At 61.8% G+C, this 19,228-nt stretch carries 18 protein-coding genes and 1 tRNA gene; 10 read left to right on the top strand and 9 right to left on the bottom strand.

Features of this window, described 5'->3' with window-relative positions; all coding sequences use genetic code 11:
• Nucleotides 1-226: 226 nt before the first annotated feature.
• The 3 genes from AC07UB_RS12390 to AC07UB_RS12380 all read right to left on the bottom strand — a co-directional run bounded on the left by AC07UB_RS12390 (nt 227) and on the right by AC07UB_RS12380 (nt 3,395).
• Complete coding sequence (locus AC07UB_RS12390) at nt 227-1,552, bottom strand: polyhydroxyalkanoate depolymerase (protein ID WP_492791209.1); 1,326 nt, start codon at nt 1,550-1,552, stop codon at nt 227-229.
• 224 nt (nt 1,553-1,776) lie between these two features.
• Nucleotides 1,777-2,601 carry an ABC transporter permease gene (locus AC07UB_RS12385; RefSeq protein ID WP_492792724.1) on the bottom strand — a complete coding sequence of 275 codons (825 nt, stop codon included), beginning with the start codon at nt 2,599-2,601 and terminating at the stop codon, nt 1,777-1,779.
• Nucleotides 2,602-2,606: 5 nt separating this feature from the next.
• A complete protein-coding gene (locus tag AC07UB_RS12380; protein ID WP_494653233.1) occupies nt 2,607-3,395 on the bottom strand; it encodes an ABC transporter ATP-binding protein in 789 nt (262 codons plus the stop codon).
• Between the two features lie 108 nt (nt 3,396-3,503).
• Between AC07UB_RS12380 and AC07UB_RS12375 the strand changes: the two genes are divergently transcribed.
• From AC07UB_RS12375 to AC07UB_RS12360, 4 genes are all read left to right on the top strand, one after another.
• Entirely contained in the window at nt 3,504-4,847 is a 1,344-nt protein-coding gene (locus AC07UB_RS12375; RefSeq protein WP_492791211.1) for an ActS/PrrB/RegB family redox-sensitive histidine kinase, read from the top strand.
• Nucleotides 4,848-4,950: 103 nt separating this feature from the next.
• Nucleotides 4,951-5,505 carry an ActR/PrrA/RegA family redox response regulator transcription factor gene (locus AC07UB_RS12370; protein WP_492791212.1) on the top strand — a complete coding sequence of 185 codons (555 nt, stop codon included), beginning with the start codon at nt 4,951-4,953 and terminating at the stop codon, nt 5,503-5,505.
• Nucleotides 5,506-5,596: 91 nt separating this feature from the next.
• Nucleotides 5,597-5,827 carry a hypothetical protein gene (locus AC07UB_RS12365; RefSeq protein ID WP_492791213.1) on the top strand — a complete coding sequence of 77 codons (231 nt, stop codon included), beginning with the start codon at nt 5,597-5,599 and terminating at the stop codon, nt 5,825-5,827.
• Nucleotides 5,828-5,865: 38 nt separating this feature from the next.
• A complete protein-coding gene (locus tag AC07UB_RS12360) occupies nt 5,866-6,468 on the top strand; it encodes a biliverdin-producing heme oxygenase (protein WP_494653232.1) in 603 nt (200 codons plus the stop codon).
• Here the strand turns inward: AC07UB_RS12360 and AC07UB_RS12355 are convergent.
• A complete protein-coding gene (locus tag AC07UB_RS12355) occupies nt 6,447-6,938 on the bottom strand; it encodes an MmcB family DNA repair protein (protein WP_492791215.1) in 492 nt (163 codons plus the stop codon). The genes AC07UB_RS12360 and AC07UB_RS12355 overlap by 22 nt on opposite strands.
• A 159-nt stretch (nt 6,939-7,097) precedes the next feature.
• Between AC07UB_RS12355 and AC07UB_RS12350 the strand changes: the two genes are divergently transcribed.
• The 3 genes from AC07UB_RS12350 (at nt 7,098) to AC07UB_RS12340 (ending at nt 11,760) form a co-directional block, all read left to right on the top strand.
• Nucleotides 7,098-8,240: a vWA domain-containing protein gene (locus AC07UB_RS12350; RefSeq protein WP_494653230.1), complete on the top strand. Its 1,143-nt coding sequence runs from the start codon at nt 7,098-7,100 to the stop codon at nt 8,238-8,240.
• Between the two features lie 333 nt (nt 8,241-8,573).
• Nucleotides 8,574-11,000, top strand: coding sequence for an EAL domain-containing protein (locus AC07UB_RS12345; RefSeq protein WP_494653228.1), 2,427 nt, complete (start codon nt 8,574-8,576; stop codon nt 10,998-11,000).
• Nucleotides 11,001-11,085: 85 nt separating this feature from the next.
• A complete protein-coding gene (locus tag AC07UB_RS12340; protein ID WP_492791218.1) occupies nt 11,086-11,760 on the top strand; it encodes an MBL fold metallo-hydrolase in 675 nt (224 codons plus the stop codon).
• A gap of 13 nt (nt 11,761-11,773) precedes the next feature.
• Here the strand turns inward: AC07UB_RS12340 and AC07UB_RS12335 are convergent, their stop codons facing one another.
• The 5 genes from AC07UB_RS12335 to AC07UB_RS12315 all read right to left on the bottom strand — a co-directional run bounded on the left by AC07UB_RS12335 (nt 11,774) and on the right by AC07UB_RS12315 (nt 16,771).
• Nucleotides 11,774-13,741, bottom strand: coding sequence for a hybrid sensor histidine kinase/response regulator (locus AC07UB_RS12335; RefSeq protein ID WP_492791219.1), 1,968 nt, complete (start codon nt 13,739-13,741; stop codon nt 11,774-11,776).
• Nucleotides 13,742-13,808: 67 nt separating this feature from the next.
• Nucleotides 13,809-14,645 (bottom strand): hypothetical protein, encoded by an 837-nt coding sequence (locus AC07UB_RS12330; RefSeq protein ID WP_492791220.1) that lies wholly within the window; start codon nt 14,643-14,645, stop codon nt 13,809-13,811.
• A gap of 206 nt (nt 14,646-14,851) precedes the next feature.
• Nucleotides 14,852-15,055, bottom strand: a complete 204-nt coding sequence (locus AC07UB_RS12325) for a dodecin family protein (protein ID WP_492791221.1) — start codon at nt 15,053-15,055, stop codon at nt 14,852-14,854.
• 124 nt (nt 15,056-15,179) lie between these two features.
• Complete coding sequence (locus tag AC07UB_RS12320; protein ID WP_492792725.1) at nt 15,180-16,295, bottom strand: DUF3095 domain-containing protein; 1,116 nt, start codon at nt 16,293-16,295, stop codon at nt 15,180-15,182.
• Nucleotides 16,296-16,483: 188 nt separating this feature from the next.
• Complete coding sequence (locus AC07UB_RS12315) at nt 16,484-16,771, bottom strand: DUF3551 domain-containing protein (RefSeq protein ID WP_492791222.1); 288 nt, start codon at nt 16,769-16,771, stop codon at nt 16,484-16,486.
• 204 nt (nt 16,772-16,975) lie between these two features.
• On the opposite strand from AC07UB_RS12315, the gene AC07UB_RS12310 reads away from it, so the two are divergent.
• From AC07UB_RS12310 to AC07UB_RS12300, 3 genes are all read left to right on the top strand, one after another.
• Nucleotides 16,976-18,151: a saccharopine dehydrogenase family protein gene (locus AC07UB_RS12310; protein WP_494653225.1), complete on the top strand. Its 1,176-nt coding sequence runs from the start codon at nt 16,976-16,978 to the stop codon at nt 18,149-18,151.
• A 44-nt stretch (nt 18,152-18,195) separates the two neighbouring features.
• Complete coding sequence (locus AC07UB_RS12305) at nt 18,196-18,600, top strand: YccF domain-containing protein (protein WP_494653224.1); 405 nt, start codon at nt 18,196-18,198, stop codon at nt 18,598-18,600.
• 45 nt (nt 18,601-18,645) lie between these two features.
• Nucleotides 18,646-18,722: transfer RNA gene (locus AC07UB_RS12300), tRNA-Arg, on the top strand.
• The last annotated feature ends 506 nt before the right edge of the window (nt 18,723-19,228 follow it).

The raw sequence follows: 19,228 nt of genomic DNA, 5'->3' as shown, positions 1-19,228 counted from the left end.
GCCTTAGCCTCCCACATCCGGGGTCATGAAACATGAAATTATGATTCATTTCTAACCCGGAACCCGGCCCGACAAGGGTCAGTGAAATTCACTCCTCTGCCTCAATTGCGGAGCCGTGAATCAGCTTTGAATTCAATGGCTTGAAGGTAGACCCAGGATTCGGGAGCGGAAAATCCCGAATCCCCCACAAAATGAGCTTTTTCGCTGAAATGGAACCGGAAAACCGCTATTCGGCCGCGACCAGCGCCAGCTTGGAATGGGCCGAGGACCGCATGAAATCCGAGATGCGCGGCACGATTTCCGATTTGAACCGCGAGCCGTTGAACACGCCGTAATGGCCGACGCCTTTCTGCATGTAATGCACCCGGCGCGCGTCCGGGATCGAACTGCACAGTCCATGCGTCGCCTCGGTCTGGCCGATACCGGAAATGTCGTCGTTCTCGCCCTCCACCGTCATCAGCGCCACGCGCTGAATCTTCGACGGATCGACCAGCTTGCCCCGATGTTTCATCTCGCCCTTCGGCAAGGCGTGCTTCACAAACACCACGTCCACGGTCTGCAGGTAGAATTCGGCGGTGAGATCCATGACAGCGAGATACTCGTCGTAGAACTCGACATGCTTGTCGACGAGATCGCCGTCACCCTTGACGAGGTTGCTGAACAGACGCTTGTGCGCGTCGACATGACGGTCGAGATTCATGCTCACGAAGCCGGTGAGTTGCAGGAAGCCCGGATAGACGTCGCGCATGAAGCCCGGTTGCGGGAACGGCACCTTGGTGATGACGTTGTTGCGGAACCAGTCGATGCCTTTTTCTTCCGCGAGATTGTTCACGGCCGTGGGATTGCGACGGGTGTCGATCGGGCCGCCCATCAGCGTCATGGACGTGGGAAAGTAGCGATCCTTTTCGGCTTCCAGGATGGACACCGCCGCCAGAACAGGCACGGAGGGCTGGCACACAGCCACAACATGCACATCGCCCTTGAGCGTGCGGATCATGTCCATCACGTAGTCGACGTAGTCGTCGAGATCGAAGCGGCCTTGCGCCACCGGCACCATGCGGGCGTCGGCCCAGTCGGTGATGTAGACGTCGTGCGCCGGCAGGAAGGCTTCCACCGTGCCCCGCAGCAGCGTCGCATAGTGGCCCGACATCGGCGCCACAATCAGCACGCGTGGATGCGGCGCACGCAAGGGCTGGGTGATCTTGCGTTCGAAATGCAGCAGACGGCAGAATGGCTTTTCCCAGACCGTCTTGATCTCAACCGGCACCCGCATGCCGTTCACTTCGGTATCGTGCAGACCCCATTCGGGTTTGCCGTAGCGGCGCGTGGTGCGCTCGAACAATTCGCAACCGGCAGCCATCGATTTTCCGAACTGCGTCTCGGCCAGTGGATTGAAGGGGTTCTCGAACCACAACTTCATCATGTCGGCTGCCGCCCGCGCCGGATTGAGCGAGGCCTGGCCCATCTCGTACATCCAGTACATGGGCGTGGTCAGCGCAGGGCTGACCTCGGACGGCAAGGCAGGCGGCCTGCCAAATTCACCAATCGGCATAATGATTCCTCGATCCCGGCTTCGCGGCGCAACATACTGTCGGGAGTGCGACAAAGCGTCAATCCACCGAAACTCCAACCGACACAGTAAATTACGGCTTCAAACTGAATATTTCTGGAACAAAGCTCTATTTTCGGATTCGCGCGCCGCTGGAACTATACTTCCATTCCGGTTTTCCGTGCTTCATCAGGATGGCGCAGCGACGGGAGTGACCTCGCAGCGCGCTATTCCCCGCTCTGGACAAGGGAACCGTGCTTACGGGCGCTCTTCAAGAGCAGCAGAAACGCCACGGTCGAGATCGCGAACAGAGCGGCATTAATGGCCAGCGCCTCGATCATCAGGTCGGCGCGGAAGACCTGATCGATCAGGAGTGCTCGCATCCCCTCGAATACGTAGGTCGGCGGCAGCATCCACGCCACCACCTGGAGCCAGCCCGGCAGCACCGACACCGGATAATAGACGCATGTCAGCGGCAGCAGCGCGAACATCAGCGTCCACGCCAGCCCCTCCGCGCCCATGCCGTTGCGAAGCACCAGTCCCGACGAGATCAGGCCGAACGACCAGCTTGTGAAAATCAGGTTGCAGAAGAACGCGACCAGCGCGAAGCCGAACCCGAACAGGTTGAAGCCGAAGAAAGCGATGGCCAGCACGGTCATCGGAATGACGCCGACGGCCAGCCGCACCACGCTCATGACCATCAGCGAGATCAGATACTCGCTGACCTTGAGCGGGCTCATCAAGAGATTGCCGAGATTTTTCGACCACATCTCTTCGAGAAACGACATCGAGAAACCGAGTTGGCCACGGAACAGAATGTCCCACAGGATCACCGCACCGATGAAGGTGCCGCCGGCCTTGGCGAAGAAGCCGGCATTCTGCGAAATGTAGGCTTGGGAAAAACCCCACGTAATCAATTGCAACACCGGCCAGTAGATCAGTTCAAGCAATCGCGGCCATGACGACGTGAGCAGATACCAGTGACGCAGGATCATCGCGCCGATGCGGTGCGGCGCGATCATGGGCAGGCGGGAGCCCTGCGAAACAGGCATCTCGCTCATGACGCCACCTGCACGCGTCCGCGCGCCACATCGAGAAAAACCTCTTCGAGCGTGGCGCGGTTGTAGCGCGCGAGAATGGCGGCCGGACTGTCGTCGTCCTCGATGCGGCCGCGCTTCATGATGATGACACGGTCGCACAACCGCTCGACCTCCAGCATGTTGTGAGATGCCAGCAGGATCGTCGCGCCGCGAACCTTGCGATAGTTTTCGAGATGACTGCGGATCCAGTCGGCGGTGTCTGGATCGAGCGATGCGGTCGGCTCGTCCAGCAGCAGCAATTCAGGCTCGTTGATCAGCGCTTTTGCCAAGGCGACCCGGGTCTTCTGGCCGGCCGACAGTTTGCCGTTCGGCCGGTCGAGAAATTCGTTCAGGTCCAGATCCGCAGCGAGCAAGCCGATCCGCTCCTTCAGGTCCGCCACCCCGTAAAGCCGGCCGAACACGTTGAGATTCTGCCGCACGGTGAGGCGTCCCGGCATATCCACGTAAGGGCTCTCGAAATTCATCCGGCCGAGCACCTCTGCGCTCTCATGCGGCATCGCATGGCCGAGCACGCTGACGCGGCCCGAGGTCGGCGACACCAGCCCCATGATCATGGAGATGGTCGTGGTCTTGCCGGCGCCATTGCCGCCGAGCAGGCCGGTGACCGAACCACGCGGAATCGTGAACGAAATATCGTCCACGGCATGCGTGGTCTTGTAGACCTTCACCAGCCGCTCGACGTCGATCGCGGCGTCCAGCGAGCCGGATTGCGGCATGACGTGAGAAGGCGTGGGCGGGACGGTCATAATATGCGTTCATTGAGCCAAGGCGACGCCGACCGCAAGACCCGCCTATGCAAACCTCTTAGTACATGCCGATTTGTGATCGGTGCAGCCGGACGGTAAAGATATCGCATGAGCGATATCGCGACATCCGACTTCCGCCAGCCACGGCGCTACGTGCGGCTCGACACCATCCTGCGGCTGCGCTGGCTCGCCGCGCTGGGGCAGATGGCGACGATTTTCATCGTTTCCGAGGGGCTCGATTTCGAGGTCCCGGTGATCCCCTGCGTCGTCATCATCGGTCTGTCGTGTCTCCTCAATCTGGCGCTCCAGACCGCCTTCAATCCAGTCCATCGCCTGGAGCCGCGCTACGCAGCCGGCCTTCTGGCAATCAATATCGCCGAACTCGCCGCGCTACTGTTCCTCACCGGCGGGCTGCAGAATCCGTTTTCATTTCTTTTCCTGGCGCCGGTTCTGATCTCCGCGACCGCGCTGCCGACACGGATCACCATTACGCTCGGGGTTTTTGCCGCGGCCTGCGCCACGGCTTTGGGATTCTTCCATCTGCCGCTGCCGTGGAATGGCGACGAGCCTCTGGTGCTGCCGAGCACTTATATGGTCGCGGTATGGCTTTCGATCATGCTGGCGATCGGCGTCACCAGTCTCTATGCCTTTCAGGTCACCGAGGAAGCGCGCAAGCTGTCCGACGCCCTGGCGGCAACCGAACTTGTGCTGACGCGCGAACAGCATCTGACCCAGATCGACGGCCTTGCCGCCGCGGCCGCGCATGAACTTGGAACGCCGCTGTCCACGATCTTCCTCATCTCGCGCGAACTCGAGGAAGCCATCCAGAAGAACGGCTTCGACGAACATGCCCGCGGCGATTTGAAAACGCTGCGCGAGCAGGCGCAACGCTGCCGGGAAATTCTGGCGAAGATCACACAACTCTCGTCGCAAGGCGCGCCGTTCGACAAGATGCCGCTGTCGACACTGATCGAGGAAACCGTCGCACCGCATCGCGATTTCGGAATCGCGATCAAGATTCGCATTGCACTGGCCGCCGATGCCGAGCCTGTCGGCATGCGCAACCCGGCCATTCTCTATGGCGTCGGAAACATTCTTGAGAACGCCGTCGATTTCGCGCGTGAGCGCGTCGAGGTGAACGCGTGGTGGAATGCAAATACGGTCGAGATCGTGGTTTCCGACGACGGGCCAGGCATCGCGCCGGATATTCTGAAGCGGATCGGCGAACCGTATCTGACGCGGCGGCGCACCGGGGAAGCCCAGGGCGAGCACAAAGGCGAACACAGCGGCCTCGGCCTCGGCGTCTTCATCGCGCGCACCTTGCTGGAGCGCACCGGCGCCAAAGTATCTTTCACCAACCGGACGTTTCCCGATCACGGTGCCGTGGTCACGATCGTGTGGCCGCGCGACAGCTTCGAGACCGCCGAAGTGCCGTCAGCCGCACTGCAATAAAGCCGGCCACGAGCGTCGATTATCGACGCCGGACCTTTGTCGGCCTTGGCAGCGCCCGATTGGCACGCCATATCAGTGGGACCGCATCAGGAGACGCAAAACCGTGACCGCAACTGCCGATTTGACCGAAATTGCCGACCGTTCCTTGCTGATTGTCGAGGATGACAAGGCGTTTCTCGACCGGCTGGCGCGTGCAATGGAGACGCGCGGTTTCGCTGTGAGCACCTGCGACAATGTGTCCGACGGTTTGCATCACATCGACCGGACGCCTCCGGCTTTCGCTGTGGTCGATTTGCGGCTCGGCGACGGCAACGGTCTCGACGTCGTGTCGGCATTGAAGCGGCAGCGGCCCGATGCCCGCGCTATCGTGTTGACGGGCTATGGAAATATCGCAACCGCCGTCACCGCGGTGAAGATGGGCGCCGTCGATTATCTCTCAAAGCCGGCCGATGCGGACGACGTGGTCGCCGCGCTGCTCGCGAGCGGCAACGACAAGTCGCAGCTTCCGCAGAACCCGATGTCCGCTGACCGCGTCCGCTGGGAGCACATTCAGCGCATCTATGAAATGTGCAACCGCAACGTCTCGGAAACGGCGCGCCGTCTGAACATGCATCGCCGGACCTTGCAGCGCATTCTAGCGAAGCGCGCACCGCGCTAGCCTGACCGCATCCCCCCGGCGGAACCTTTCCCGGCGGACCTGCGTTATCTGCGCAGGACTGTCAGCAGGGAGCGGCTTTGCCGGTGTGGGAATGATGCGAAAAGCGCGACATATCGATATTTCCTCCCGGCTCGAAGCCACGAAGCAGTTCGGTCTCGTTGAAGATTATCGGATCGACTGGCCGCATGGTTCACCGCTGCGTGCGCCTCGCGTGACGGTGCGCAGCCGGTCGACCTATCCCGTGCAGATGACGCTCAACTACGTGACCACCCTGCTTGAGCCGCTCGTCCCCTCGCGCCACATCGTGGTGACGCAGAACTGACGGCGGCGCAAAATTGACGGCCATCGGAGGCGAATGCCATGGCAATCCGGGAGACCATCAGCGAAGCAACCTGCACCTCGCACCGCAGGCTCGACCTCGCACTCTCATCACTCGATCTCGGGCGACCCGGCTATTACGAGGCGTTTCTGCGTAGCCAGGCCGAGGCGCTGTTTCCAGTGGAAGCTGCGCTGACCGCGGGCGGCATCGAACAGCATCTTCCCGACTGGCAGCTTCGCGTGCGCACATCTGCGCTCGAACACGATCTTGCAGCGATGGCCATTACCTGCAATCCGCAACCGCAGCCTGACTTCCGCACCACTGCTGAAATGCTGGGCGCGGTCTACGTGCTTGAAGCATCGCGCATGGGCGCGCGGGTGATGCTCGCCCGTCTCGCCGAACATCCGGATTCGGATGCGATGAATGCGACGGCTTATCTGCGCCACGGCTTCGGCAAGCGGTTCTGGCCAAGCTTTCTCGACGTCCTCGAAAGCCATCCGGACGCGCAGGCCGATGCGGAGGGCGTGGTGAACGGCGCCGCAATCACGTTTGCGATGTTCGAGAAAGCCCTGATGCCGATGACGAATGTCGTCGTTGATTTCGCTCGCGGCGGCGAGCGAAATTATTCATCGATGCCGGGATAGCCCTGAGGATCGAGCAGGCGGCCGATCCGCTGCGCCGCCAGCAATCCGAAACTCACGATCATAGACTTGCGCGTCGCGGCCGGCATCCGGTGCTCGGGCGCATCGCAATGCAAGTGTGCGCCGTAAGCGTCGGCGACGATCAATCCGGTATCGGCCGGAAACAGCTCGCACGGCATCTCCTGCGTGAACGCGAAGAACAGGCGATCGCAATGCATCCGGTAGTCCTGCCATTTTTGATCGGCGCGCAGATCCTCCACCGACGATTTGATTTCGACGATCCAGATGTCGCCGCGCGCGTTCATGGCCGCCAGATCGGCGCGCCGGCCCGACGGCAAGGTCAATTCGCTGACGCAGGAAAAACCCAGCGATCTCAAAAGCCTGGACGTGCCGCGCGCGATCGCGAGCGCTGTGTCGGACTGGCGGCGATCTGGCGGCAGACTTGGCTCGATATGGCGAAACGGTGAATTCATGATTCCGCGAGAGTAGCAGAAAAGCAAAAGCCTCTCAGCCCCAAAACTGTACGCACCCCGACACAATTCAGACCACGCGCCGACGCGAAGCAACGGAACCCTCGGTTCCGCTGCAAGCAAAAGCCCGTTTCGGGCATCAGCGATTTTTGGAGGGGAAAAATGACATCACGCATCACAACAAAATTCAGACTCGGCTGCTCCGCGTTCGCACTCGCCGTCATTGCGCTGCCGGTCACCGCGGCGCTCTCGCAGGCAACCGCAAAGCCGACCGTCGAAGTCGCATTCGTTCTCGACACCACCGGCTCGATGGGCGGATTGCTCGAAGGCGCCAAACGGAAAATCTGGTCCATTGCAACAAGCGTCGTCGATGCCAATCCCGACGCCGACATCCGGATCGGCCTTGTCGCCTATCGTGACGTCGGCGACGAGTACGTCACGAAAACGTTCGACCTCACCACCGACATTCAGGATATCTACGCCAACCTGCTGGAGCTGAAAGCGCGCGGCGGCGGCGACTGGCCGGAAAGCGTCAACGAGGCGCTCGATGTCGCGGTCAATAAACTGCAATGGACCAAGGGCAACGACGCGCATCGCATCGTCTTCCTGGTCGGCGACGCGCCGCCTCACATGGATTACGCGCAGGACACCAAATATCCGAAGACCCTTGCGGTTGCCCGGCAGCGGGGCATCGTGGTCAACGCGGTGCTCGCTGGCGGCGCGCGCGACACCGAGCGGGTCTGGAAGGACGTCGCGCAGCTTGGCGACGGCCGCTTCATTCCGATCCCGCAGGATGGCGGCGAACTCGTCGTGATCGAGACGCCGTACGACGACGAGATCATCATTCTGCAAAACGACATCAACCGCACCGTGATCCCCTACGGACCGCAGAAGGTTCAGAAGCGCGTCGAGGAAAAAACCCGGCAACTGTCGCAGGTCGCGGCGGCGGCGCCTTCGTCGGCCTCCGACATGGCAAGCTATCTCAACAAGCGCGCGAAGGTTTCATCCGAAGCCGTCACCGGCGACGGTGATCTGGTCAGCGCTGTGGCTTCGGGCCGCGCCACGCTCGGTGACGTCAAGGACGAGGAACTGCCGGACGAACTTCGCAAGCTCTCACCGGAGCAGCGCAAGACCGAACTCGAAAAGCAGACGCAGACGCGCAAGAGCCTGAACGAAAAACTCGCGGCACTGGTGCAGAAGCGCGACGCCTTCGTCGCCGAGAAGAAGCGCAGCACCGCGCCCGCCAGGACATCGTCGTTCGACCGCGCGGTCGAGGACACGCTGAGGGCGCAGACGAAGCGGTAACACTTTGTTAATCGCGACAACTCCCGCGAATGAATGGGCTGAGGTGGCTGGGCCGGCATCCGGGCCAGCCACCTTTTTGCTGCCGCCACCCGGCTTATGGGAAACGGAAGCCGGCCTCCCGGCGGCCAGTTACAAAGCGCCCTGTAAAATTTACTCGCGATTCACGCATCTTTCGGGTTCCGCAACCGCAGGCCGCAAAGTTCGCCCGCTTTTAATCAGATACCGGCAGACTTCGATCGTGCCTGACGGACGGGAAAGCCGCACGTCATGCAACTGGTAATGGGAATCAAACAGGGAATTCACGTCGAACAGCGGCAAGGACCTCTACGTCCAATGAAGCTCAATTTTCGATCTGCGAATATGCGCTTGCTGCGGCTGGTCTCGCCCTTCATCGCCATTGTTCTGTTGCAAGCCTTTCTCGCCGGGACGAGTCTCAATATCCTGTCGTCGGTGCGCGCCTATGTCGGCGGCGAAAGCTTCTGGTCGAAGGGCCAGAAGGACGCCGTCCATTATCTCCATCTTTATGGCGAGACCGGCAACGAAGCGCTCTGGCAGCAATACGAACAAGCCATCGCGGTGCCGCTGGGCGACCGCGCGGCGCGCATCGCGCTTGATCAGAACCCGCCCGACATCGCCGCAGCGCGATCAGGATTCCTGCAAGGCGGGAACCATCCCGACGACATCGACGGCATGATCTGGCTCTATCGCTATTTCCGGGAACTGCCGGCCTTCAAGACTGCAATAACCCACTGGATCAACACCGATCCCATATTGGATGAAGTCACCAGACTGGCGCGAGCGATCTATGCCGAGCGGCATCAAGGGCCGGCGACGCTCAACCAGATCGGCCTTCTGCACGACCGTATCGACCAGATCAATGCACGCGTCGCGCCTGAAGCGAAGGCGTATTCCCAAAGCCTCGGCAATGGATCGCGGCAGGTCAAGCTCGTGCTGACGATCGCCAACCTGTTTACCGCAGGACTGCTGGTCACAGCGCTGCTCCTGATGACGCGTTACTTTCTGGCACAGCGACGCAAATTCGTACGCGCCCTGCGCGCCGAGAAGGAGCGCGCGCAGATCACGCTGGCGTCGATCGGCGATGCGGTCATCAGCACCAACGCCAGCGGTCAGGTGGACTACATGAACGCGGCGGCCGAACGTCTGGTCGGCCGCACGGCGCTGCAAGCCAAGGGTTCGCCGCTCGCCTCGCTGTTCAGGATTCTGGACGAGGAAACCGGCGAACAGAAAACCGGCCAGATCGAACAGATTCTCAACGGCTACAACCTTGCCGCCAACACGCGCCCCCAATTACTGCAGCGGCCCGACGCCACGTCGGTGGCGATCTCCATGGTCGGCGCGCCGGTCACCAAGGAAGGCGTTCTCGCAGGCGCCGTGCTCGTGCTGCACGACATGACCAGCGAGAAAAAATACATCGCCCGCCTGTCATGGCAGGCCTCGCATGACAGCCTGACCAAGCTTGCCAACCGCCGTGAGTTCGAACACCGGCTGGAGAAAGCCCTGCAGCGGCTGGATCACGGCCAGAGCGGTCCCCACGCGCTGATGTATCTCGATCTCGATCAGTTCAAGATCATCAACGACACCTGCGGCCACGCCGCCGGCGACAAGCTATTGTGCGAGGTCTCCGCCTCGCTGCAAAAACATCTCCGGGTCGAGGATCTGCTGGCGCGGCTTGGCGGCGACGAATTCGCCGTCCTGCTCGAGGACGGCGACATCGAACACGCCGCGATCGTCGCGGAGCGCCTGCGACAGGCCGTGCAGGATATGAATTTCGTCTGGAACGAACGCGCGTTCACGGTCACCGCGAGCATCGGCGTCGTCCAAATGACGCAGGGCCGCGCCACCAAAGACGAGACCCTGCGCACCGCCGACCTTGCCTGCTATCTGGCCAAGGAGAAGGGCCGCAACCGCATTCAGATTCACAATCCGAGCGACACCGAGTTGCTGCACCGGTTCGGCGAAATGGCGTGGGTCCAGCGCATCCACGACGCCCTCGACGAAGAGCGCTTCTGCCTTCACGCGCAGACCATCGCCCCGCTGCAAGGCGCGAACCATAACGGCGCGCATGTCGAATTGCTGCTGCGGCTGCGCGATCGCGACGGCCGCCTCGTGCCGCCCGGCGATTTCATTCCTGCCGCCGAGCGTTACGGACTGATGCCGCTGATCGACCGTTGGGTGGTGCGCCATGCCTTCACGATCCTGGCGAACCGGCTGGCCGCTGTGCCCTCCTCCGCGATTGCGACCTGCGCCATCAACCTGTCGGGCGCGACCTTCGGCGACGACAGCTTCATCGACTACGTCCGCGAGGAGCTCAGCGCGCACGGCATTCCGCCGACGATGATCTGTTTCGAGATCACCGAGACCAGCGCCATCGCCAACCTCGAGAATGCCAGCCGCTTCATCGGCGTGCTGCAGGCCATGGGCTGCCGGTTCTCGCTGGACGATTTCGGCAGCGGCATGTCGTCGTTCGGCTATCTGAAACACCTGCCGGTGAACTATCTCAAGATCGACGGCGGCTTCGTCAAGGACATGCTTGACGATCCGATCGACCGCGCCATGGTCGAAATGATCTGCCGCATCGGCAAGATGATGGGCAAGCAGACCATCGCCGAGTTCGCCGAGAATGAGGCGATCCTCGAAGCGCTGCGCGAGATCGGCGTGGATTATGCGCAGGGCTACGGTGTCGGCCGGCCGGAACCGTTCGACTTGCTGCCGCCCAAGTCCAGCCTCCGCGTTGCCTGACCGCAGCTAAAACTGCAGGCCGCGCATTCAAAAAGAATTGACGAAAAGCGCTTGGCGCGGCGCGAAAAATCAGCATTGTGGCCGCATGACAGATACTTCCCGGAATGAAGCCCCCAAAGCCGGCGCGCTGATCGTCCCTGTTTCGCCGTTCGAGCAGAACTGCACGCTGTTGTGGTGCGAGGCGACCAAACGCGCCGTGGTAATCGATCCCGGCGGGGACGTCCCGAATATCCTCGCCGCGATCGAACAGGCCAAAGTGACCGTCGACCAGATCTGGATCACGCATGGCCACATCGATCACGTCGGCGGCGCGGCGGAACTGCGCGACGCGCTGAAAGTGCCGATCGAAGGCCCTCACCTCGCCGACAAATATCTGCTCGACAACGTGGTCACGAGCGGCGCGAATTTCGGCATGACCGGCGTGCGCAACTTCGCTCCCGACCGCTGGCTCGACGAAGGCGATCAGGTCAAGGTCGGCGAGTTGAGCTTTGACGTGTACCATTGCCCCGGCCATTCGCCGGGCAGCGTGGTGTTCTTCAACAAGGGGATGCGCTTCGCCATCGTCGGCGACGTGCTGTTCGCCGGCTCGGTCGGACGCACGGATCTGCCCGGCGGTGACCACGCAACGCTGATCCGCTCGATCAAGGACAAACTGCTGCCGCTCGGTGACGACATCGGATTCATCTGCGGCCATGGTCCGGGCTCGAACTTCGGCCACGAACGCAAGACCAATCCGTTCGTGAACGGCGAGATGGCCTGACGGCGCATCGTGATTATGCTTGCGCTTGCGTCTGGATCGCGGCGGAAACCGCCTGCATCAGATCCTGCTGACGGAACGGCTTCGCGAGCTTCGGCAGTTTGTCGTCCACGCCCGGAGGCAATTCCGCGTAACCTGTCGCAAGAATGATCGGAATGCCCGGCCGCTCGGCCTTGATCGCCGCGGCGAGTTGAACGCCGGTCATCTTCGGCATGGCATGATCGGTAATCACAAGATCGATGCCCCGTTCGCGGCGCAGGATGTCGAGCGCCTGGCTCGCGGAAGTCGCCTCGAACACCGTGTGGCCCATCTCTTCCAGCATCACCGTGGTGTTCATCAGCACAAGACCGTCATCGTCGACGGCCAGCACCACCAGATGGCGGTCGTGCCCGGCATCGCCCGCGACGGAGCGATCGGCATCGCCGGCGTCCATGACCGCCTTCGCCACGGGAAGCCATATCTCGGCGGTGGTGCCTTCGCCTTTCCGGCTTTTCAGGACGAAGCGGCCTCCCGATTGTTCGGTCATGCCATGGACCATCGACAATCCCAATCCGGTGCCGCGACCCACGCCTTTTGTGGTGAAGAACGGCTCCATGGCGCGCGTCAGCGTCGCCTTGTCCATCCCCTCGCCGGCATCCTTCACCGAGAGACAGAGATAACGCCCGGCCTTCAGCTTGCCCGCCGAGTGAGCAGCCACGGTTTCCTCGCGTGCCGCAATGACGATGCTGCCGCCATCCGGCATTGCGTCGCGAGCGTTCACAGCAAGATTGAGCAGCGCCATCTCAAGCTGGTTGGCGTCCGCATGGACGAGATCGAGCTTTAGCGGAAAGCGCGTCTCGATCGTCACAGCGGGCCCCAGCGAGCTTTTCAGCAGATCGGCCATGCCGCGCACCAGGGCAGGCACATCGACGGGCTTGAGATCGAGATCCTGGCGCCGGGCGAATGCCAGCATGCGCTGGGTCAGCGCGGCGCCGCGCTGCGCGGCCTGTGTCGCATTGGATATCAGCGTCCTGACCCGCTCGTCGTCTGGCAGCCGCCGGCTGGCCAGTTCGAGACTGCTGAGAATGACCATCAGCAGATTGTTGAAATCGTGCGCGATGCCGCCGCTCAATTGCCCGATGGCGTCCATCTTCTGCGAATGAGCCAGCGCCTCGCGCGCCAGATCGAGCGCCTTCTGCGTTTCCTTTCGTTCGGTGATGTCGCGCGTAATCTTGGCGAAGCCGATGAGAGCGCCGGTCTCGTCACGGATCGGATCGATGACGATGTTGGCCCAGAATTGCGTGCCGTCCTTGCGCACACGCCAGCCTTCCTTCTCATAACGTCCCTCGCGCAGCGCGCTATCCAGCGCATTCTTCGGCTCGCCCTTTTGCAGATCGGCGGCGGTGTAGAATTTCGAGAAATGCTCGCCGATGATTTCCTCGGCGCGATACTGCTTGATCCGTTCCGCACCCTGGTTCCAGCTACTCACACGCCCTTGCGGATCGAGCATGTAGAGCGCGTAATCGGTGACGCCCTGCACCAGCATCTTGAAAAGCTCTTCGTTCTGCCTGAGACGTCTTTCCGCCGCCCTGCGCTCGGTGAGATCGCGCGTGATCTTGGCAAAGCCGACAAGGCGTCCCTCAGGCGAACGGATCGGATCGATCACCACATGCGCCCAGAACCGGCTACCGTCCTTGCGGATGCGCCAGCCTTCGCTCTCGAACTTTCCTTCCCGCGCGGAAATCTCAAGCGCGCGTGCGGGAAGTCCGGACGCGCGATCCTCCTCGACATAGAATTGCGAGAAATGGCGGCCGATGATTTCTGAGGCAGTATACCCCTTGAAACGCTGTGCGCCGGTGTTCCAGCTCGTTACAATCCCGTGCGGATCCAGCATGTAAATGGCGTAATCGGTGACCGCCTCGACCAGCAGCCGGTAGCGCCCCTCAGGGGTCAGGGAGGCGTCCAAGCGCTCCACCGTCTCTAAAGCAGCACCCGCGTCGGCCATCACTTGTCCCCGTTGCAACCCAGTAGAACACCGGTCAACCGGAAAGGTTCCACAAGCTCGCTATAGCTCAATTCCGGACCGCGTAGAGGGGCGTTCGCAGCGTCATCTGGATCAGGGGTTGCGGGGTCCAGGCAACCTCCAGCGATGCGCCGAACAGCCGATTGTCGTTATCGTCCATCCGGTCGATGTCGATCCTGAAGGTCGGCTGGGTGAAAGGCTTCGCCCTGATGAGCCCGCCGGCGAACTGCGCGCCGCCGAAGGTCTGGATGCCGAAACGGCCCGACAGTTTCCAGTTGCTCGGCCACTGGTAATAGCCGCCGAGGTAGCCGACGAACACCGGCTCGACCGTGGCAAGGCCCGAGTCCACCCAAACGCCGGTCAGTCTGGTGCCGGCGAGCAGGCCCCGCGTCGCATCGTCATCGAGCGCATAATCGAGCTCGACGATGGTCTGGTTCGATGTCGAGGCCAGCCCCGGCGCGCTGTTGATCGAACGCGTCAAGGTCGAGATGACGGTGACCGTTGGAACCAATCCGTCCTGCTGAATAATGTCGGCATTGAATCCGACATTCCAGCTGTCGACGATCATCGACGACCACGGCGCGAAATCCGTGCGCGCCGTGCTGGCGCTGACGCCGCCGTAAATCGAAAACCGTTCGCTGATGTCCACCGTCAGCGGCGCGTTCAGCGTCACAACCTGGGCCGCGGCCGGGATCGGCGAAACGAAATTCCGGAAGCCGATCGCGAGCGTGTTCGGCGGCACGGATGTGTAGGCTGTGCTAACATCCAGATAGATGTTCGGACGCTTTGGTTTGGTCTCGGATGATTCGTCGTCATCGTCGCCGGCATAAGCGCTACCGAGGCTGCCTATACCGATACCGCCGACCACCACAAGCAGACCGATCATGGCGTTGCGAAACGGGCGCGTTATCGCGAATCCACACGGGGTTCGTCCGCGCCTGCCCCCACCCCCGACATCGATCATGGCCACCACACAGTCACAGACAAGACAAACATAGACAAGACATGCATAGACAAGACATGCATAGACAAGACAAAAGCGCCCGCGACATCGGGCGCTTCCGCCGCTCAACGACAGGTTTTCAGGCGAAACTAGTCCTTGAGAATGAACGTCACTTTCAGATTAACGCGGTATTCGGCGATCTTGCCATTCTTGATAACGCATTTCTGGTTGGCGACCCAGACGCCTTCGACATTCTTCAATGTCTTGACGGCGCGCTTGACGCCGGCCTGAACGGCGTCTTCGAAACTCTTCGGGGATGCGGAAATAAGCTCGGTGACACGTGCAACTGACATGATTTTCTCCTGACCACGATCAAGACGCAAATCCATTCGGCACTTGAGCGAGGTCAGCTTATGCGGATGCCCGCAAGCGTCAAGCCGTCCGTTGTGCAACGCGATGCAACACCGTGAGCATTGTCTAGTTCAATGTCGCCTTCAGGGCCGTGGCGGCGGACGCGTAACCGCCGCGTGCGCCATCGACAAAATGGAAATGATCCGGCCGCGACGCCGACAGCGTGAAACAGGTCATCATCGCCGCGTCCTGCCGGTGCAGTCCGTAACGCGCAGCACCTGCGGACGCCGCCGTGGCGAGGCGTTTCTCCAATGCGTCCGCGAGCTCAGGCTTGCAGTCGAGCACCATGCGCAGCCCGTCATCGTATTTGCGGAAGTCCGAATTCTCGACCACCTGCTGCATGTAGACCTTCGGCACAAAGCCGCCGGCGGAAATGTTCAGCTTGAATAACGCGTACGCGAATAACGTCCAGGCATGAACACTGAGGCGGCGGAGAAACAGCGGCCCGCCGCGCTGCGTCAGCGCCTCGAAGTTCGCGCCCGGCGAAGGCCAGCGCATTCGCGGCCCGTTCTCCGGCACCGGACGCCCCGCGCCGGGGCTTTTTTCGACCAGCGTCACCACATCCTCGATCAGGCGGCGAAACGCCGTGCTGTCGGTCGATGCCGCAGGCACGATCAGCAGCGACAGGATGAGTCCACGTTCCGCCGGCATTTCGGAAAACCGGCACGACAGTCCGGTGAGATCGGGGTGCGCGCCGGACGGCGCCGGCGTCACGGTGAATTCGCCGCGCTTCATCGACGCCTCGGCCCATGCGAGGCCCCCGCCTGAAAACATCGCGTAGGAGACATGCGGCGACGGCGCATAACGCGCGACGCGCACATCAAGACCCTGCGCGCGGATCGCCTCGATCGGCACAAGCGCCACGCGCAGCGTGAGATCGAGATCTTCCTTCACCCATGTCGCGGTGGCCGCCAGCGCTTCGCGCGCGAGTCCGGCGTCCTGCTGCGACACCGCGAAACTCGCGCCATCGCCACCGAAGGCGAACGGGAAATCGCGGCTCTCCAGCGCGTTGGTGACCGACGCGATCACCGCCGCGCCCGCCATGTTCACCGCCTTGTAGCGATTGTCCGCGATCGCCTTGGTCGATTGCACGATGTCGGCGACGCCGATCAGCCAACCGTCCGGCACCGGCCTATACAGCGACGGATCCATCAGGCTGACGAAACCGCGGAACACCGGCATGGCGCTGTAGAACGAATCCACGCCGCCATTGCTTTCTGAACTTGCCTGGTCCGCCACGCTCACCATCGACGCCTGCCGTTCTCGCCCTTGTCACTCATGCAGGGCAGCGTTCCAAAAATACGGCAGCAGAGCAATACGGGTTCAAATCCCGGCGCAAACAAATATCACAGCGAGCGAAGGCCTGTGGCCTAGCGGCGGTGTTTGCGGACGCGATGCCGGCGCGGCGCGGGCTCATATGGCCGATACCACGGATTCGCGGCGCACGAGCCGGCAATGCCGCTTCGGTACTCGACGCACTGCTCAAACGTATCGAACACGCACATCTTGCCCACGCCGCCGCGCAGGTTGTTCTCCAGGCAGAAGGCTCTTTCGCGATAAGCCATGGCCGGTTCAGCGCCGCCGAGAGTGAGGATCGTGACCGCTGCCGCGGCAGACGCAGCCAGACGAATGGCCGCCAGGCGAGTGAGTGTCCGCATGCAGTTTCTCCTTGATGGCCCGAGTTGATATGGGCCCGGTCTTCGATCGGCGAAAGGCCGGTTAGATCAGTTTTCAGGGCCGCGCAACCGTCCGCCCGTGCGCGAAGCCGGATTGTTCCCGGCTGCCCGCCCTGCCATAAAGGCCGTCGCTGAGGCGAACGCATCACCGGATCGAAGGCCGGCATGTCTCATGGAGGATCGGCGATGACAGACAAGACATTCGATGTCGTGGTGTATGGTGCAAGCGGCTTTACGGGAAAGCTGGTCGCGGAATATCTCGCCGCACGTTACAAGGACGGCGATCTCAAATGGGCGATGGCCGGCCGCAGCCGCGACAAACTCGCGGCTGTCCGCGACGAGATCGGCGCACCCAAAGACACGCCGCTGATCGAGGCGGACGCCAGCGATCCCAAGTCGCTTGAAGCGCTGGTGCGCCAGACCAGATGCGTTCTCACCACCGTCGGCCCCTATCAGCTTTACGGCTCCGATCTTGTCGCGGCATGCGCCGCGTCGGGGACCGACTATCTCGATCTCTGCGGCGAACCGGCCTGGATGCGCCAGATGATCGACGCCCATCACGCCACGGCAAAGAAGAGCGGCGCGCGGATTCTGTTTTCGTGTGGCTTCGATTCGATTCCGTTCGAGCTTGGCGTCTTCTTCCTTCAGCAAACCGCGAAGAAGCAACTCGGCGCGATGGTGAGCCGCGTCAAGGGCCGCGTGCGCAAGATGAAAGGCACATTCTCCGGCGGCACCGCCGCGAGTCTCAAGGCAACTTACGCTGCCGCCGCGAAAGACCTCAGCCTGGTCGCGCTGCTGAAGAATCCCTTTTCGCTCACGCCGGGCTTTGACGGACCGAAGCAGCCCTCCGGCAACAAACCTATGTTCGACGAGGATCTCGCGATGTGGGTCGCGCCGTTTGTGATGGCGACGATCAACACGCGCAATGTGCACCGCTCGAACCTGCTGATGGGATTTCCGTATGGCCAGGACTTCGTCTACGACGAAATGATGCTGGCCGGTCCCGGCGAGAAAGGCGAGGCCATGGCCAAGGCCATTGTCGGCGCCAACGCGGCGATGGGCGGCCCCGGCGGGCCGCAACCCGGCGAAGGTCCATCGAAAGAGGAGCGCGAGACCGGCTTCTACGATCTGCTGTTTGTCGGCATTGCTCCCGATGGCCGGCAGATCCGCGCAGCGGTGACGGGCGATCGCGATCCGGGATACGGCTCGACCTCCAAGATGATCGCCGAATGCGCGATCTGCCTTGTGCGCGAAGCGGCGGATGTCGGCGGCGGAATCTGGACGCCGGGCGCGGCGCTCGGCGACCGTCTCATCAAGCGCCTCACCGACAATGCGGGTCTTCAATTCACAGTCGAGACATAAACCTCGGCCATATCTTTTAAGTCATCCAAGGATCGGACGTTGCCATGTCGCCTGTCTCCCTGCTCCTGAACATTCTCTGGGTTCTGCTCGGCGGCATCTGGATGGCGGCCGGCTGGGTGGTCGCGGCCATCATCATGGCCATCACCATCATCGGCCTGCCGTGGGCGCGGGCTGCATTCAACATCGCGGTCTACACGCTGTTTCCGTTCGGCCAGAAAGCCGTGTCGCGCGACATGATTTCGGGCCGCTCCGACATCGGAACCGGACCGCTCGGCTTCATCGGCAACCTGATCTGGCTGCTGCTTGCGGGCTGGTGGCTTGCGCTGGGGCATGTCGTCACCGCGGTCCTGCTGGCGGTGACCATCATCGGCATTCCGTTCGCCTGGGCGCATCTGAAACTGGCCGGAATAGCACTCTGGCCGATCGGCAAGGTCATCGTGCCCGCGTAACGGACCGTTGCCCGCCCCGGACCAATCGGCTAAACGGATGACGCCGCACCCGTAGCTCAGCTGGATAGAGCGTTGCCCTCCGAAGGCAAAGGTCACACGTTCGAATCGTGTCGGGTGCGCCATTTCAGTACAGAACTATGAACGCCGAACGCCGCCGACTCTACGCTCGAAGCAGCGACCAGGGTTCGTAGCAATGCCGGCTTCGATCCCATGATACGAACCTCGTCGTCGGCGACCTCGATGCGCTGCGCCAAGGCGCGCAGGTGGTCGCGGCGGTAGCCGCCATTGTCGAGCCGTATCCGTTCACGAGCCCTGTGGGGGAACGTCTTGAGCGTGTCTCGCTGATAACATCGTTCCCCGCGCTATCGAGCGCAACTTGTGTGCGATCCGCGTCGGCTGTGGCCTGATCCCGCAATGACTTGAGCCCGGCTACACGCTCTTTCAACACCGAATCGTCGCCACTGGAGAGCCGCACCGGTAGCGGACAGCCAAACGGATGGTGAAAATCAGATTTACGAAAATCGGACGGCGCTCGGCTGCCGGTCGATCCGCGGTACATGCTTGTCCCAGTCGAAGATAATCGAACTAACAACCAAAGGTTAACCTTGATCAGTTTAAATGCAGCACA

Source organism: Afipia sp. GW821-FHT04G03 (genome assembly GCF_059419985.1).
The sequence above is the reverse complement of the archived record's forward strand: the minus strand, read 5'-3'. Positions and strand labels throughout refer to the sequence as shown.

Bases quoted from the DNA above. Each gene is read 5' to 3' on its own strand.
- AC07UB_RS12355 (WP_492791215.1), bottom strand. From the start codon at position 6,938: ATGAATTCACCGTTTCGCCATATCGAGCCAAGTCTGCCGCCAGATCGC.
- AC07UB_RS12335 (WP_492791219.1), bottom strand. From the start codon at position 13,741: ATGGCCGACGCGGGTGCTGCTTTAGAGACGGTGGAGCGCTTGGACGCC.
- AC07UB_RS12345 (WP_494653228.1), top strand. From the start codon at position 8,574: ATGAAGCTCAATTTTCGATCTGCGAATATGCGCTTGCTGCGGCTGGTC.
- AC07UB_RS12390 (WP_492791209.1), bottom strand. From the start codon at position 1,552: ATGCCGATTGGTGAATTTGGCAGGCCGCCTGCCTTGCCGTCCGAGGTC.
- AC07UB_RS12360 (WP_494653232.1), top strand. From the start codon at position 5,866: ATGGCAATCCGGGAGACCATCAGCGAAGCAACCTGCACCTCGCACCGC.
- AC07UB_RS12315 (WP_492791222.1), bottom strand. From the start codon at position 16,771: ATGCGGACACTCACTCGCCTGGCGGCCATTCGTCTGGCTGCGTCTGCC.
- AC07UB_RS12340 (WP_492791218.1), top strand. From the start codon at position 11,086: ATGACAGATACTTCCCGGAATGAAGCCCCCAAAGCCGGCGCGCTGATC.
- AC07UB_RS12310 (WP_494653225.1), top strand. From the start codon at position 16,976: ATGACAGACAAGACATTCGATGTCGTGGTGTATGGTGCAAGCGGCTTT.
- AC07UB_RS12375 (WP_492791211.1), top strand. From the start codon at position 3,504: ATGAGCGATATCGCGACATCCGACTTCCGCCAGCCACGGCGCTACGTG.
- AC07UB_RS12320 (WP_492792725.1), bottom strand. From the start codon at position 16,295: ATGCCGGTGTTCCGCGGTTTCGTCAGCCTGATGGATCCGTCGCTGTAT.
- AC07UB_RS12365 (WP_492791213.1), top strand. From the start codon at position 5,597: ATGATGCGAAAAGCGCGACATATCGATATTTCCTCCCGGCTCGAAGCC.
- AC07UB_RS12325 (WP_492791221.1), bottom strand. From the start codon at position 15,055: ATGTCAGTTGCACGTGTCACCGAGCTTATTTCCGCATCCCCGAAGAGT.
- AC07UB_RS12380 (WP_494653233.1), bottom strand. From the start codon at position 3,395: ATGACCGTCCCGCCCACGCCTTCTCACGTCATGCCGCAATCCGGCTCG.
- AC07UB_RS12330 (WP_492791220.1), bottom strand. From the start codon at position 14,645: ATGATCGGTCTGCTTGTGGTGGTCGGCGGTATCGGTATAGGCAGCCTC.
- AC07UB_RS12385 (WP_492792724.1), bottom strand. From the start codon at position 2,601: ATGCCTGTTTCGCAGGGCTCCCGCCTGCCCATGATCGCGCCGCACCGC.
- AC07UB_RS12350 (WP_494653230.1), top strand. From the start codon at position 7,098: ATGACATCACGCATCACAACAAAATTCAGACTCGGCTGCTCCGCGTTC.
- AC07UB_RS12305 (WP_494653224.1), top strand. From the start codon at position 18,196: ATGTCGCCTGTCTCCCTGCTCCTGAACATTCTCTGGGTTCTGCTCGGC.